Origin of the sequence: Clostridium yunnanense (genome assembly GCF_016595795.1) — a bacterium.
Lineage (GTDB): Bacteria > Bacillota > Clostridia > Clostridiales > Clostridiaceae > Clostridium_AR > Clostridium_AR yunnanense.
Genome location: NZ_JAENHN010000051.1, coordinates 121,747 through 136,422, shown reverse-complemented (window position 1 = coordinate 136,422; position 14,676 = coordinate 121,747). Strand labels below are relative to the sequence as shown.

General features: G+C 31.1%; 14 protein-coding genes, 2 rRNA genes and 1 riboswitch. Of the genes, 14 read left to right on the top strand and 2 right to left on the bottom strand.

Going from position 1 to position 14,676, the window contains the following annotated elements:
* The 5 genes from JHL18_RS19575 to ade all read left to right on the top strand — a co-directional run.
* Positions 1–75, top strand: a 23S ribosomal RNA gene (locus JHL18_RS19575); the annotation flags it as partial.
* 57 nt (positions 76–132) lie between these two features.
* Positions 133–250: ribosomal RNA gene (gene rrf, locus JHL18_RS19570) — 5S ribosomal RNA — on the top strand.
* A gap of 338 nt (positions 251–588) precedes the next feature.
* Complete coding sequence (locus JHL18_RS19565) at positions 589–1,461, top strand: AraC family transcriptional regulator (RefSeq protein ID WP_200272353.1); 873 nt, start codon at positions 589–591, stop codon at positions 1,459–1,461.
* Positions 1,462–1,506: 45 nt separating this feature from the next.
* Complete coding sequence (locus tag JHL18_RS19560; protein WP_243277998.1) at positions 1,507–2,076, top strand: GNAT family N-acetyltransferase; 570 nt, start codon at positions 1,507–1,509, stop codon at positions 2,074–2,076.
* Positions 2,077–2,176: 100 nt separating this feature from the next.
* Positions 2,177–2,276: riboswitch (purine riboswitch) on the top strand.
* A gap of 186 nt (positions 2,277–2,462) precedes the next feature.
* Entirely contained in the window at positions 2,463–4,208 is a 1,746-nt protein-coding gene (ade, locus tag JHL18_RS19555; RefSeq protein ID WP_200272351.1) for an adenine deaminase, read from the top strand.
* A 92-nt stretch (positions 4,209–4,300) separates the two neighbouring features.
* On the opposite strand, the gene JHL18_RS19550 is transcribed toward ade, so the two are convergent.
* Positions 4,301–4,894 (bottom strand): TetR/AcrR family transcriptional regulator, encoded by a 594-nt coding sequence (locus tag JHL18_RS19550; RefSeq protein WP_200272349.1) that lies wholly within the window; start codon positions 4,892–4,894, stop codon positions 4,301–4,303.
* Positions 4,895–5,054: 160 nt separating this feature from the next.
* On the opposite strand from JHL18_RS19550, the gene JHL18_RS19545 reads away from it, so the two are divergent.
* From JHL18_RS19545 to JHL18_RS19505, 9 genes are all read left to right on the top strand, one after another.
* On the top strand, positions 5,055–6,032 hold the full coding sequence (locus JHL18_RS19545; RefSeq protein ID WP_200272347.1) for an alpha/beta fold hydrolase: 978 nt from the start codon (positions 5,055–5,057) through the stop codon (positions 6,030–6,032).
* A 181-nt stretch (positions 6,033–6,213) separates the two neighbouring features.
* On the top strand, positions 6,214–7,059 hold the full coding sequence (locus JHL18_RS19540; protein ID WP_200272345.1) for a sialate O-acetylesterase: 846 nt from the start codon (positions 6,214–6,216) through the stop codon (positions 7,057–7,059).
* A 524-nt stretch (positions 7,060–7,583) separates the two neighbouring features.
* The gene (locus tag JHL18_RS19535) at positions 7,584–8,402 is read left to right on the top strand and encodes a MerR family transcriptional regulator (protein ID WP_200272344.1); all 819 of its coding nucleotides are present in this window, start codon (positions 7,584–7,586) and stop codon (positions 8,400–8,402) included.
* Between the two features lie 72 nt (positions 8,403–8,474).
* On the top strand, positions 8,475–8,942 hold the full coding sequence (gene tsaA, locus JHL18_RS19530) for a tRNA (N6-threonylcarbamoyladenosine(37)-N6)-methyltransferase TrmO (RefSeq protein WP_200272343.1): 468 nt from the start codon (positions 8,475–8,477) through the stop codon (positions 8,940–8,942).
* Between the two features lie 504 nt (positions 8,943–9,446).
* A complete protein-coding gene (gene pth2, locus JHL18_RS19525; protein WP_200272342.1) occupies positions 9,447–9,878 on the top strand; it encodes an aminoacyl-tRNA hydrolase in 432 nt (143 codons plus the stop codon).
* Between the two features lie 86 nt (positions 9,879–9,964).
* Positions 9,965–10,549 carry a Crp/Fnr family transcriptional regulator gene (locus JHL18_RS19520; protein WP_200272341.1) on the top strand — a complete coding sequence of 195 codons (585 nt, stop codon included), beginning with the start codon at positions 9,965–9,967 and terminating at the stop codon, positions 10,547–10,549.
* Positions 10,550–10,615: 66 nt separating this feature from the next.
* Positions 10,616–11,386, top strand: coding sequence for an SDR family NAD(P)-dependent oxidoreductase (locus JHL18_RS19515; RefSeq protein WP_200272340.1), 771 nt, complete (start codon positions 10,616–10,618; stop codon positions 11,384–11,386).
* Between the two features lie 69 nt (positions 11,387–11,455).
* Entirely contained in the window at positions 11,456–12,097 is a 642-nt protein-coding gene (locus tag JHL18_RS19510) for a VTT domain-containing protein (protein WP_200272338.1), read from the top strand.
* 439 nt (positions 12,098–12,536) lie between these two features.
* Positions 12,537–13,643 (top strand): bifunctional lysylphosphatidylglycerol flippase/synthetase MprF, encoded by a 1,107-nt coding sequence (locus JHL18_RS19505; protein WP_200272336.1) that lies wholly within the window; start codon positions 12,537–12,539, stop codon positions 13,641–13,643.
* Between the two features lie 160 nt (positions 13,644–13,803).
* Here JHL18_RS19505 and thpR read toward each other — a convergent pair whose 3' ends face one another.
* The gene (thpR, locus tag JHL18_RS19500; protein WP_200272335.1) at positions 13,804–14,346 is read right to left on the bottom strand and encodes an RNA 2',3'-cyclic phosphodiesterase; all 543 of its coding nucleotides are present in this window, start codon (positions 14,344–14,346) and stop codon (positions 13,804–13,806) included.
* Positions 14,347–14,676 lie beyond the last annotated feature (330 nt).

The window sequence follows — 14,676 nt, the reverse complement described above, 5'->3', positions numbered from 1 at the left end:
AGGTTGATAGGTCGGAGGTGTAAGCATGGTAACATGTTCAGCTGACCGATACTAATAGGTCGAGGGCTTGACCAAAACAAATTATTACAAAGTTAACTTAAGTGCAATTTTGAAAGAATAATCTTTCAAAGATCTAGTAATGATGCGTCTAAGGGTTACACCCGTACCCATTCCGAACACGAAGGTTAAGACTTAGACGGCTGATGGTACTGCATGGGCGACTGTGTGGGAGAGTAAGTGGTTGCTAGGTAATTAGTATCTGATGATACGGAAAAGACTTCACAATATGTGAGGTCTTTTTTGGTATAGAAAAATATATAATTTGAAATTTATAGCACAGATTATCAAGAAAACCAATTATACATATAGTACAATAAATTTAGAAGCGGTTTTTATTGTTTAGGAATTTATAACTAAATTATATCTGTTGGTAGATATGAATAACGCCTTAAGCATAATATGAGTTAAAAAATAAAAAGTACTAATTTTTTGCCTGTAAGTTTCCTGATGTGCATTAGGAAAGGCAGATGTGCAAAAAAATCACTGAAGAAAATCGCTTCAGCAATTTTTTCACAGGAGGTAGAAGAAATGAATTACTATAATAGAATACAAAATTCAATTGAATTTATTGAACAGAACCTTAATCAGAATATTGATATTGTAGATATAGCATCAAAAGCCTACTTTTCAGCCTTTCATTTTCAAAGGATATTTCAAGCAATTTCAGGTTTCTCAGTACAGAGTTATATAAGAAAAAGAAGGATGACGGAAGCTGCTATATTGCTTAAAAGAACGGATAAAACTATATTAGAAATATCAATTGCCTTTCAGTATGGCTCTCAGGAAGCCTTTACACGTGCATTTGAGGGGTGTTTTGATATAACTCCTTATAAGTATCGAAAATCACAGGAAAGCAATATAAATCTTATTCATAAAATCAACTTTATGGATTATGAGAAAGAAATACAGGGAGATTTGGATATTGATAAACCAGAAATTATTAACTCTAATAAAACTTATATAGTTGGATATGAATATAAAACAAGCTTGATTGATGAACAGTATTTTAATGAGATTCCAGGCTTTTATAATGATTTTGGTAGAAATGAATATTATATGAAAATTTCTAATAGAATTGCACCAGCATTTTCTTATGGAATAAGTTGTAATTATCAAGATGATGGTCGGTTTTCATTTCTCGTTGGAGAAGCTGTAAAGTGTCCAAGTGGTAAACTGGAGTGTGGTCTTGTTAATTTGGAATTATCTGAAGGAAAGTATGCTGTATTTAATATTGATGGCTCAGCAGAAAGAGCTCAAAATACTTGGAGATATATCTATAAAACATGGCTACCTAATTCTAATTATGAAAGAAGAGAAGGTCCTGATTTCGAGGTGACGGATGTATGTAATTCAATATATCCTGACAAGATGAAAATAAAGATATACATACCAGTTAAATAAAACTTACATTAAGAATAATCCATAGAAAAGGAGAAAAAGGTTAATATGAACATAGAGATGGTTTTTGGGAACTTTCCTATTTTAGAATCCACAAATGTAGTATTAAAAAGAATTGAGGAAACAGATCTACAAGAAGTGTTTGAAATCTATAGTAATGATAAGGTGTTTGAGTTTTGTGGTATTATTCCAAAGAACAATATTGATACCGTAAAGAATATGATTGGTCACTTTGATAGGGATTATAATAAAAAAGGCAGGATTAAGTGGGGCATATTTTCTAAAAATCATGAAAATAAGTTGGTTGGAATTATTGAAGCTATGGATTTTAATCAAAAAATTAATATGGTCACTATAGGATATTTCCTAGCAGAAAAATACTGGGGCAGTGGCATCGCATCTGAAGCTACAAGCTTATTGATTAAGTTTTTATTTGAAACTGTAGATGTTAATCGTATTCAAGCTGAAGTAATGCCTAATAACATTGCCTCAAAGAATGTACTTATAAAGAATGGATTTATAAAAGAAGGGCTACTTAGACAGGCTAGTTTATGGTCAGGTAAGGGAGTGGTAGATTTAGAAATATACGGCTTACTTAAGACAGACTATAACAAATAATGATCTTATATATGTCAGGGCTTTACTTTTTAAGTAAAGCTTTATTAATTTTTTAAAAGTTATAAATTGACAATATATTTATATTAAGCTATAATAATAAAAAAATTAATAGAGATAAGTTCGTATAACCTCAATAATATGGTTTGAGGGTCTCTACCAGGAACCGTAAAATCCTGATTACAAGAAAATTGGTGACTCATTTTTCTTTGTAATCAGGATTTTTTTTGTTTTTAAGAGTAAGATTTGCTACATATTAGTTTTTTTTGTATGTAGATGTATTACTTCATCGGGAAAAATATTTTAGATTTATCTAGTATTTAAGAGTGAATCTTAAAATATTGATACTAGTAGTGAAGAGATACATTCAAAAGTAAGGAGTGTATATTATGAAAAATTATATGGATATTTTAAAGAAGAGAATTAAAGTAGCTAAAAAAGAGATAAAGGCAGATTGCGTTGTTAAAAATGGCAAAATAGTAAATGTTTTTACTGGAGATATTACGGAAGGTGATATAGCAATAGTAGACGGATTTATAGCTGGTATTGGTAGTTATGAGGGAGAAGAAATTATAGATGCACAGGGTAAGTTTATAGCTCCAGGATTTATTGACGGCCACATGCATATAGAAAGCACAATGCTCACACCTCATGAATTGTCAAAAGTTCTTCTTCAGCATGGAGTTACTACAGTAATGGCAGATCCACATGAGATTGCAAATGTTGCAGGCACAGATGGAATTAACTTTATGTTAAAGGCATCAGAAGAATTGCCTTTAGATGTTTTTATTATGCTTCCGTCCTGTGTGCCAGCGACCTCTTTTGGAAGCAGTGGAGCAATTCTAAATTCAGAAGATTTAAAAACTTTTTACTCACATCCAAGGGTTTTAGGACTTGCTGAAGTTATGGACTTTCCATCTATAGCAAATTTAAATGAAGGAATGTTAAAGAAAATTGCTGATGCACATTCAAATAAAAGTATTATAGATGGTCATGCAGCAGGCCTTAGTAGAGAAGAGCTAAACGTATATGTAGCGGCAGGGATTTATGCAGATCATGAATGTGTAAATGTAGACGAAGCAAAGGATCGCTTAGAACTTGGGATGTATTTAATGATTAGAGAAGGAACTGCGGCTAAAGAACTTAAAAAGCTATTACCAGTAATTACTCCAAGAAACTCAAGAAGATGTATTCTTGTGACAGATGATAAATTACCTGATGATTTGATTACGGAAGGTAGCGTAGATCATAATGTAAGGGTAGCAATAAAAGAAGGACTAGATCCAGTGACAGCAATTCAAATGGTAACAATTAATACAGCAGAATTTTTTGGACTTCGTAGCGTTGGAGCAGTAGCACCTGGGTATCAGGCGGATCTATTAATACTAGATGACTTAGAAAGTATTTTGATAGATAAGGTTATTAAAAAAGGAAAATGTGTTGTAGATAGCGGAGAAATAAATAAGAGCGCTTTTAAAGCTGAAGATATTAGTGAAAATTTAGCATTAATGCTACCTAAGATAAATATGAAGGCTTTAAAAGAAAATGATTTTGAAATACCTTTATCCTCTGATATATGCAATGTAATAGAGATAGTACCTAATAGCTTAATTACCTATCATAGAGTTGAAAAGGTGGATATAGATAAAGGAAAGTTTAATCCTTCTATTATAAAGGATCAATTAAAGATGGCTGTAATAGAAAGGCATAACGCAACAGGAAATATTGGACTTGGAATTGTTAAAGGCTTTGGTATAAAGAATGGAGCTATTGCAACAACAGTTGCCCATGATTCTCATAACATCGTAGTTGTAGGAACCTCTGATGAAGAAATGTTTTTAGCAGTGAATCGTCTTAAAGAGATGGGGGGAGGAATTGCAGTTGCTTCAGGAAAAGAAGTTGTAGCATCACTTCCACTTGCAATAGGAGGATTAATGTCTGAAAATAGCTATCTAGAAGTTCAGGAACAGCTTCGTACTTTAAATCAAGCTCTTGGCGTAATAGGCGCTCACAAAGACTTTAATCCTTTTTTAACTTTATCCTTTTTAACTCTTCCAGTAATTCCAGAAATCAAACTAACAGATGAAGGCTTGTTCGAGTTTAAGACCTTTTCCCATATAGAGGTTCAGGCCTGAATAGGTGAATAGAAATCAATATTCATAGATAAATCAATCCACGGCAGTTTTGTCGGGGGTTGATTTATCCTTTATAAATATATATTTTCTAATTATTTTAAGTCATTGATTACAGATTTTAACCCAGAAGTCATGAAAGGTAGAACCTCTTTAAGTAGAGAAGAAGGATCTTTTGAGGAACCTTTACTATACCAACGTTTAGTTGAGCAGTATATACCACTACTAAGCATAACTGTAACCAATTCTAGTTTTTCTTGTTCATCTGTTGAGAAAGATTTAATATTATTGAGCATTTCTAGTATGATATCCTGTAATTTAAGCTGAACTCTTATATCAATTAACACACTAGCGGATTTATACAATTTTTTAAAGTTAGTTTCTATGTACTGATGGTAATCATACATTATTAAGATTAGATCCTGCAAGGTTTTTTCTGTTAGCTTAGTATCGGAATTAATCGTATCTGATATAACAGTCATTAATGTATCATAAATAAAAGCATTTAATAAATCGAATTTATCTTCAAAATGAGAATAAAAGGTTGAACGATTTACTGGTGTTCTTTCAGCAATATCTTTAACAGTTATATCCTCAAAGGATTTTTCGTTACTTAATGAGATAAATGCTTCTTTAATTAAATTATCAGTATTAAATACTTGTTTATCATTTCCAAGAGATTTTGACATAGAGCCTCCTTAATAAGCAACAGTATAGCATTTTTGTTGGTTGAATAGCTAATTTTAGTGCATTATAATCATAGCATGCACAAATCGGCCGAGCAACACGTGTTAAAAAAGAAAATAGTTATACTTATTTTAATTAATAATTATATAAGGAGTAAGTAAGATGAATGAGTTAAAACATAGAATTATTGAAACAAATGGTATTAAAATGCATATAGCAGAACAGGGTGAAGGTCCAATTGTATTATTACTTCACGGTTTTCCAGAAGTATGGTATTCATGGAGATATCAAATTCCAGCATTGGCTAAGGAAGGTTTTCATGTTGTTGCACCTGATTTAAGAGGATTTGGAAATACTGAGCAGCCAAAGGATGTGGATCAATATACTCTTCTTCATTTAGTTGGAGATATAGTTGGATTATTGGATGCTTTAAATGAAGAAACAGCTGTTATAGTAGGAAATGATTGGGGAGCAACACTTGCATGGAATGCAGCACTTCTAAGACCTGATAGATTCCGAGGAATAGTAGCATTAACAGTACCAATGATGCCTCAACCACCAATTCCTCCGACTACCGTATTTCCTAAGAACGAAAAAGAATTATTTTACACACTATATTTCCAAACCCCAGGTATAGCAGAAAAAGAATTTGAAAAAGATATATATTTTACAATTCATAATTTGTTATACTGGGCATCTGGAGATGCTGGTCCACGTAAAGGCAATGATGGAACTCCTAATCCATTTAGCATGGTATTAAGAGATAAGGGCTTGCTGGCATCGCTTCCAGAACCTAAAATGACTTCATGGCTTAAAGAAGAAGACTTAAAGGTTTATGAAGGAGCATTTAAGAAAACAGGTTTTAGAGGTGGATTAAATTATTATAGAAACTTAGATAGAAATAGAGAATTACTAAGCTGTTTTAATGACCTGAAAGTAACAATTCCAGCTCAGTTCATAATTGGAAGCAGAGATGTTGGATTAAGTATACCAGGAATGGAACAGATAATTTCAGATATGCATAATCTAGTTCCAAACCTTCGAGAAAATATTTTTCTTGAAGACTGCGGACATTGGGCTCAACAAGAAAGACCAGAGGAAATTAATAAAGCAATAATTTCATTTATTAAAAGTCTCTAATAAGTATATTTATATATTTCTTTTAGCTCAAAAATAACTCTATATCATTTTCGAGCTAGGAAAATGCATTGTTTAGCGATAAAATAAAAATACATGTTGAGGGTACTAAATATGTATATGGATAAACTATTACATAGCAGAATTAAATGTACTGAATATAAAACAAAGGAGGAAAAATATAATGATACATTCTTTTTTAATGGTCGGTCAATCAAATATGGCTGGCCGTGGATTTTTAAAAGAAGTTCCTATGATTTGCAATGAACGTATAAAAATGCTTCGCAATGGGCGCTGGCAGATCATGACTGAACCAATTAATTTTGATAGACCTTATTCAGGTGTTGGTCCTGCAGCTTCTTTTGCTGCTGCATGGTGCAAGAAAAACCAAAATGACGAAATAGGCTTAATACCTTGTGCAGAAGGTTCAACAAGTATAGATGATTGGTCAGAAGATGGTGCTCTATTTAAACATGCTATACTTCAAGCAAAGTTAGCAAAAGAAAATAGTAAGCTTGATGGAATTCTGTGGCATCAAGGTGAAAATGAATGTGCTCCAGGACGATATAAACTTTACTATGATAAGTTTCTAAAAGTACTGGAAGCCTTTCGTAGAGAACTTGATGAACCAAATATACCTATTATTATGGGTGGAATAGGGGAGTATTTGGATAGTGGTTTTCTAGGCAGTTATTTTCCTGAACATTCTGAAGTAACTCAAGTAATAATGGAATTTGCTAAAGCTAATAAGAATTGTTATTTCGTAACAGCATCGGGCTTAACACCAAATCCAGATGGTATTCATATTAATGCAGCTTCACAGAGGGTATTTGGACTTAGATATTTTGAAGCCTATGATAAACTGCAGCATATATTGGAGCCTATAGAAGGTGAAGAAAATGCTGTAAATATAGATAGTGATAGAACATTAACCAAGACTGAAAAACTTACAATATTAGAAGGCCAGTTTGCTGGAGGACATATACCCTTAGACGATTATCTGAAAGAGATGTCAAAGATAAATTCATAAAATATAATTAGTATTAGTATATTTTTAGTTTATTAAGATGTAATATACAAAAATCATAGGAAGTATAAGAGAGAAGACTGTGCTAAGGCATGGTTTTTCTTTTATTTTTAGAATTTAAAGAAAAACACCTGCAAAGCGGAGGATTAGGTATTATTAGAAAAGTATATATAGTTGACTAGTCACTGTTATGGAAAAATAATAAAAACAAGTTAGAAAGGAGTAGAAATTATGGAAAGCAACCAAAAAGAAATAGCTAAAGCTTTTCTTGAAGGAGAAAAGATAGCAGAGATGTGGGATATATCTCAAGAGGTGACACAGGATTCTCCTAATGAGAATGGTGTGCTTTAATAATGTTTGTATAATGTAGTTATGATTATCAACAATGAACCGTACCACAAATAAATGAGTTTAATGAACAAGCTAAATCAGATTGAACTTCAGAAAGCAAATGAAGAAGTTAAACAGCTCTCTAATATGTTACAATTATAATGCATATTGGAAAATAGTTAATGTGAGGGGATAATATGTTTAAAATTGGGGAGTTTTCAAAATTGACTCAGGTTTCTATCAGAATGTTAAGGTATTATGATGAAATTGGAATATTAAAACCTGCAAACGTTGATTTGTTTACAGGATATAGAATGTATTCTGCTGATCAGATATCAGTGCTTCAAAAAATAATCTTATTAAGAGATACAAAATTTTCAACTGCAGAAATAAAAGATATCATACTAGGTGATAAAGAATTAAATATAGTGGATGAATTACAAAAAAAGAAGATTCAAATTAATAAAGAGATAGAAATTGAAAAAAAGAGGATAGAAAAAATAGATAATGCAATAAATGAAAGTATAAAAAAGAATTTTAAAATACATTGTAATATAAGTTTTAAGAAAGTAGACAATATACTGATATTATCTACTAGAGATATAATTCCAAATTATTTTCATGAGGGGATTTTATGGAATAGGATATTTGATTTTATTAAGAAAGAAAATATTTCTGTAAAGCATGATGTGTATAATAATGTGGCTATGTATCATGATATTGAACATAAAGATGAAAATGTAGATGTTGAAGTAGGGATTATTGTAGATAAATTAGGAGAAAATAAAGGCAAGTTTATATATAGAGAAGTAGAGGAAGTTGAGAAAATGGCATATGCAATGGTGTATGGGCCATATGAAAATTTAGCAAAGGCATATGAAATGCTTGCATATTATCTTGAAAGTCATAATGAACAAATGGCTGAAAGTCCTTCTAGACAGATATGTCATATAGGTGCAGATGATGCTAAGAATCCAGAAGAATATCTTACGGAAATACAGATTCCATTAAAATAAAACTTATTGACTCTCACATTATGTGAGGGTCTATTATTTTTATATAATATAAATATCTAGGAGGTAAATATTATGAAATTAAAAGAAATTGGTAGAATTAATGTGGAAGGAGAAGCGATGTTTCTTCAAATCAATAAAGAGTATGTAAAGGGACTTCAAGGATTAGAAGGTTTTTCTCACATTGACGTATTTTGGTGGTTTGATAAGTGTGATAATAATGAAAGTAGAGGAGTTATTGAAATAAAGAAGCCTTATAAAAAAGCTCCTGAAAAGTTAGGAGTATTTTCAACTAGGTCACCTGAAAGGCCAAATCCAATAGCATTATCTATAATTGAAATAACATATATTGATTATGATAATGGTAGAATCTATATTACTTATATTGATGCAATAAACAATAGCAGTGTTTTAGATATAAAACCGTATACTCCAAGTATAGATAGAGTAGAAAAACCTAATGTTCCTAAGTGGTGCAGTCATTGGCCATCATCTTATGAAGAGTCTGGTGATTTTGATTGGGAAAATGAATTTTTGTTTTAAGTTATATGTAGCATATATACACCAGAATAAAATGAAAAAATCTCACTCATATTATCATGTAAATGTAGCGCCATAAGTCAATTCCTTTCTTAATTTTCTATCATAGTGCTTATATTTTGCAGGTTTCAATCCAAAAAGTGCCATATAGAATATTATAATATAGGTTTAGATTATAAATGTATTGAAGAAAATAGAAAAAAATTGTATAAGACAAGTGTTGAGTTATCAAAACTAATAAAACTTAAACGATATTAAACTTAGACTAATAATATCACGATACTTATTGGCAAGAAGATTATGGAATTGTATAATGGAGAAACAGAAATATTTACTAAGTTATTATATATAAAGATGTACCACTTCTATTTGAAGATGTAAACTCTATTATGAACTGGTATATTAATAAAGGATTCCTATAACTTAATAGTTGAGCTAGGAAGCTTATAAAAAGACAAACTAATAAGTATTAAGGGAAAAAGACATTATGAGGTTAGGTGAAATATTATGGATAGAAGAACAAAGCAGGTTATAGTTATGAGAAAAGATTTGCAGATGACTAAAGGCAAGATGATAGCACAAGGAAGTCATGCCTCTTTAGGAATGATACTTGAGATGATGGAAGTATCTAATATAATCAATGAAGAAGGGAATACGTCAAAAGCAGGGGCATATTCTTTAAACTTAAAGGTTGAGGATAATTCAGCTATTGATAATTGGTTTAAAGAAGGCTTTAAAAAAGTATGTGTATATGTTAATTCAGAAGATGAATTGATTGATATTTATAACAAAGCAGAAGAAAAAGGGCTTCCAGTTTTAATGATAGAGGATGCAGGTGTTACTATGTTTAAAGGGGTACCTACTAAGACATGTCTAGCTATAGGTCCAGCATGGGATAAGGATATAGATGAGGTAACAGGAGATTTAAAATTGCTATAAAACGGAAGCCATAGTGAAATAGTTTAGAATGAAATTATTACAAAAACGAATGGAATTTATATTGATAGAAGGATTTGATTGAAGTGATGAAAGTCAGCGATTATTTGGAACAAGGATTAGCAATAAAAATAGATGAACGTACTGTCGATATTATCAATGCTGAAGCTTCATTTGTGAATTTTCAGGCAAAACAAATTGCTTTACATGAAGGTAGTAAATCATCAAATATTTATTTTATAATCCGCGGTATAGTCAGAGGATACTATATTGATGAAGCTGGAAATGATATAACAAAGTGCTTTAGCAGTGAAAATGAATTTTTTTCTTCTGAAGGCTTACGAACAGGAATTGCCTCATCATTTACAATTGAATGCCTGGAAAGTTGCTATTGTATAAAACTTCCATATAAACTGATAAATAAAATTACAAAAGAAGATGAAAACCTAAATAACTTGTTTATTAAGTATTACCTTCAGGAAGTAGGAAGGCTAGAGAATAGATCCAAGAGCCTAGCTTTGATGAATGCGGAAGAGCGATATATTGATTTTTGTAATCAATATCCGCGTCTACATGAAAGAGTTGAATTAAAATATATTGCATCATACATAGGTATTAGGGCTGCATCCTTGAGCAGAATAAGAAAAGGATTTAAAAATACTTCCCTCAATTAACATATGTGAATTACGACAACATCCCTTTTTATTATAATTTAGTTAAAAAGAAAGGGAGTTTTCTATATGAAATATGCACTAATTACTGGTGGGACAAGCGGAATTGGTTTTGAGCTTGCTAGGAATTTTATAAGAGGTGGCTATGAAGTTATTATAACATCATCTAGTAAGGACAGATTGGAAAAGGCCAAAAGAAAATTAGAAAGCGAATTTAAGGTAGAGGTATTGACGTATCAGCAGGATATGGGAAAGATAGGGGCGGCAGAACAATTATACCTTAACATAAAAGAGGATAAAAAAGATATTTCAATACTTGTAAATAATGCAGGAATAGGACTTGTTGGGCCTACAGATGAAATCAATTTATTGCAGGATGAGAGTATGATTATATTGAATGTTATCAATCTTGTAGAGCTTTGTAAATTATATATTGCTGATATGTATAAGAATGGAAGTGGCAAGATTTTAAATGTAGCTTCTACAGGTGCTTTCCAACCAGGACCGTATACTAGCACTTATTATGGCAGCAAAGCTTTTGTGCTCAGTTATGGTAGGGCAATCCGTTATGAAGCAAGGAAAAGAGGAGTGCAAGTTTGTACTTTATGCCCTGGTGCAACAAAAACAGAGTTCTTTGATCGTGAAGGAGTAAAGGTTCCACAAGGTGCTATGACTGCCGAGAAAGTTGCTGGATATGCATATGAGAAATTTATGAAAAACAAGGAGATTATTATTCCGGGTATTGCTAACAAAGTACTAATATTCATGCCTGAAAAGATAAGAATGCTAGTTATAGCAAGAATAAAAAGTAAAAAAGTAGATGGAAAATATAAGTCATAGACATCTAATATTATCCTAAGTACAATTGAGTTTATAGGCAAGAGAAGTTAAATAAAAAGTAGGGGGAAGATGCCAATATTATTTCAGATAGTTGATTTTATTTTGCATTTTGATAAGCATCTTATTGAGATTATAAATATTTTTGGGATATGGTCATATATCCTCTTGTTTCTTGTGATATTTTGTGAAACAGGGCTATTCATGGCTATAATTCTACCAGAGGAATCCTTGCTATTTATAGTAGGTTCACTTAGTGCTTTAGATAAAATTGATATATGGATGGTTATGTTCGTAGTAATAATTGCTACCTTAATAGGGGATTCAGTTAATTATTTTATAGGCAGAAAAGTAGGGTTGAATATCTTGAATAGAAAAGAATCTATGCTTATAAAAAAGAAGCATATATATAAAGCTCAAGAGTATTACAATAATAAGGGGAATAAGACAGTAATTATTGGACGAACTCTTCCGATAATTAGAACCTTTATACCTTTTGTAGCAGGAATGGCCGGAATGAGCTATTGGAGATTTATAGCTTTTAATATGTTAGGTGCATTGCCTTGGTTAACCATATATATTATTGGTGGATTCTTTTTGGGCAATATTCCTTTTGTTGAGAGGAATTTTACTTTTGCTTTGCTAATCATAGTACTAATCCCATTATTGCCGAGTGCAATAAAATTCTTTAAAAACCTGCTACAAAAAAGCTAAGAAAGTTAAAAATATAAGATCGACTATAGTTTGTAATATAAGTTTACACATAAAAGTTCTAAGTTGTTCCTATTGAGAATAGCTTAGAACTTCTTTCTTTTAAGTTCCTTTGGTATGTAATTCTTGTGGGTGGATTACCTGAATTTGCAATATTGATTTAGAAATAAGCTTAAAAGCAGTATTTTTTTATGAGTATATATGGTTAATTTGGCTAGTGGTAAAAAGTATTCCTAATAAGTAATTAATTGCAGCTACTTATAAAAAAACATTTATGCTAAACTGGTGACATATAAAGATGTACCACTTTAATCCGTAAGTTATTTTCAGAACTCTTCTGGGTTCTGAGAGGAGAATTTGAAAATATAAATTTTATTATGAAGTGATACATACAAAACTGCGATATTTGATAACACACTGGTTAATAGAGGGGATTGGGATAATGGAACAGTTTTTGAATGGAAGCAAAGGATACGAAATAAATGATTTCACGGGTAGCAATAATCTTACTAGAAGTTATGCAGCTAAATTGGTAGAACGTTATGGAAAAGATTCGCTGGCTTACCTTACTTTAGAACAAGATAAAGAATATTTTTTTGCATCAAATACTGAGGGATTTATAGCCTATAAGGTTATTGATAATATTGCTATCTGCATGGGAAATCCAATCTATGAAGAAGGTACTTTGGATATATTATATAAGGAATTTATGGATTTCTTAAAAAAGAAAAGATATAAAGTGTGTTTTTGTTCAATAAGTAAAGAAATTTCAATGTTTCTAAATCAGTATGGACTTTCCATATCTAAATATGGAGAAGAGGCTTTAATTGATTTAAGTACTTACGAATTGAAAGGAAGTAGTACTTCAAAATTAAGACAAAAATTGAGAAGGGCTGATAAGTCTGGAATTTCGGTAATAGAATATAATCCAAAGAGCTGTAAAGATTATGAGCTTGAGGAAAAGATAAATCTTATATCTGAGAAGTGGATTTCTAATAAAAATGGTAAGATGGGATTTAGCTTAGGGGATTTAAATTTTGATGAACCTCTAGGTAGAAGATATTTTGTAGCAGTTGATGAGATGGAAAATTTACATACAATATTGATGTTTTCTCCTTTTGAGCAGGGAGAAGGTTATTTTCTCGATGTAATGAGAAGAAATTTTGATGCTGTACCTGGAGTAATGGAAAAGTCTATAATTGATGCTATTATGAAGATGAAAGATGAAGGTGTTAAAGTAGTTAGCTTAGGACTAGCTGCTCTTGCAGGAATAGAAGTTAATGAAGGAAATTGTACAACCCTTGAAAAAGGAATGAATTATATGTATAAGAATTTTAATAAGGATTATGACTTTAAGAAACTCCATGATTATAAAAAAAAGTTTGCACCTTCACTATGGAATTCCAGATATATTGCTCATGAGGCATCACTTTCGCCTATTAAAGTTGCATATGTGATGATTAAAGCTAGAAAAGGAGAAGGAGTTTGGTGGACGTTATTAAAAGGGCTTTGGGAGACAAGAAAAATACTTTCAGTCAAATTCAAGTAGAGTTGTTTATTTTGATAGAATTATTTTCATAGATGCATTCAGGTAAGATAGCTAATTAATAGATTTATACGGTGATAAGATCCCCTTCTACAACTGCGTGGAGGGGATTTTGTTATATAAAGATGATTATATTTGTATTTAGATAAGCTTTTTTACGCAATTATTTGAAATTAACTTTATATATTGGTACACCATTTAGTTTTCCGTCTATCTCTTTACTTGCCATTAAGCTTAGTGCTTTTACTGGAATATTGATTCTTTCGAATTGAATTAAATTATCCAAGTCTGTACAGTGTTCCATAAGTTCAACTCTTCGTCCTAAGGTTATGTGAGGCATAAAAACCTTATCATAAAATGGTAGTTTATATTCTTTTAATAGGGTGGTAATATCTTTATGAAGCTCAGATATAATAGGATTTTCTTCTACTCCAGCCCATAGAATATTTGTTTTCTTTCTTTTAAAAATACCTAGTTTGTTTACTGATAATTCGAAGGAATTTATCTTCAAAGATACTTCATCTAGCACCTCTTTAATCTTTGCAATTTGCAAATCATCAGCTTCTCCTATAAATCTAATTGTCATGTGAAAATTGTACTTCTCTGTAAAACTTCCTTCACTACAGTGATTTTTTATATGTGATGTTATATTATCAAAATAATTTTTAATGTTTTCCTCAAAATCTATGGCAATGTAGACTCTCAAAGTTTTATCTTCCTTTCCTAAAGAAATGTATCACTTAATTTTTTGCATAACACTTATTTTATACTCATTTAAAATTAATCCTCTTTGTGGTTTAGGGTATGTATTACTAGTTGAGTTAAGAGTTATATAAGTTATAAAAATTATAATTGATATTTGAGAAATAGTGAAGCTGAGTTTATAAGAAGATCTTAAGATTGAGTTCACTTATCTTTCATCAATAGGATATTTTTAATCAATGTGCTACAAAATTCTTTAGAAAGTTTTTAAATGCAACATTGACAAATTTTGCTCACCACTATATAATGATACCGGTGAGCAATTGATAATTAA

Bases quoted from the DNA above. Each gene is read 5' to 3' on its own strand.
- JHL18_RS19565 (WP_200272353.1), top strand. From the start codon at position 589: ATGAATTACTATAATAGAATACAAAATTCAATTGAATTTATTGAACAG.
- JHL18_RS19560 (WP_243277998.1), top strand. From the start codon at position 1,507: ATGAACATAGAGATGGTTTTTGGGAACTTTCCTATTTTAGAATCCACA.
- ade (WP_200272351.1), top strand. From the start codon at position 2,463: ATGAAAAATTATATGGATATTTTAAAGAAGAGAATTAAAGTAGCTAAA.
- JHL18_RS19550 (WP_200272349.1), bottom strand. From the start codon at position 4,894: ATGTCAAAATCTCTTGGAAATGATAAACAAGTATTTAATACTGATAAT.
- JHL18_RS19545 (WP_200272347.1), top strand. From the start codon at position 5,055: ATGAATGAGTTAAAACATAGAATTATTGAAACAAATGGTATTAAAATG.
- JHL18_RS19540 (WP_200272345.1), top strand. From the start codon at position 6,214: ATGATACATTCTTTTTTAATGGTCGGTCAATCAAATATGGCTGGCCGT.
- JHL18_RS19535 (WP_200272344.1), top strand. From the start codon at position 7,584: ATGTTTAAAATTGGGGAGTTTTCAAAATTGACTCAGGTTTCTATCAGA.
- tsaA (WP_200272343.1), top strand. From the start codon at position 8,475: ATGAAATTAAAAGAAATTGGTAGAATTAATGTGGAAGGAGAAGCGATG.
- pth2 (WP_200272342.1), top strand. From the start codon at position 9,447: ATGGATAGAAGAACAAAGCAGGTTATAGTTATGAGAAAAGATTTGCAG.
- JHL18_RS19520 (WP_200272341.1), top strand. From the start codon at position 9,965: ATGAAAGTCAGCGATTATTTGGAACAAGGATTAGCAATAAAAATAGAT.
- JHL18_RS19515 (WP_200272340.1), top strand. From the start codon at position 10,616: ATGAAATATGCACTAATTACTGGTGGGACAAGCGGAATTGGTTTTGAG.
- JHL18_RS19510 (WP_200272338.1), top strand. From the start codon at position 11,456: ATGCCAATATTATTTCAGATAGTTGATTTTATTTTGCATTTTGATAAG.
- JHL18_RS19505 (WP_200272336.1), top strand. From the start codon at position 12,537: ATGGAACAGTTTTTGAATGGAAGCAAAGGATACGAAATAAATGATTTC.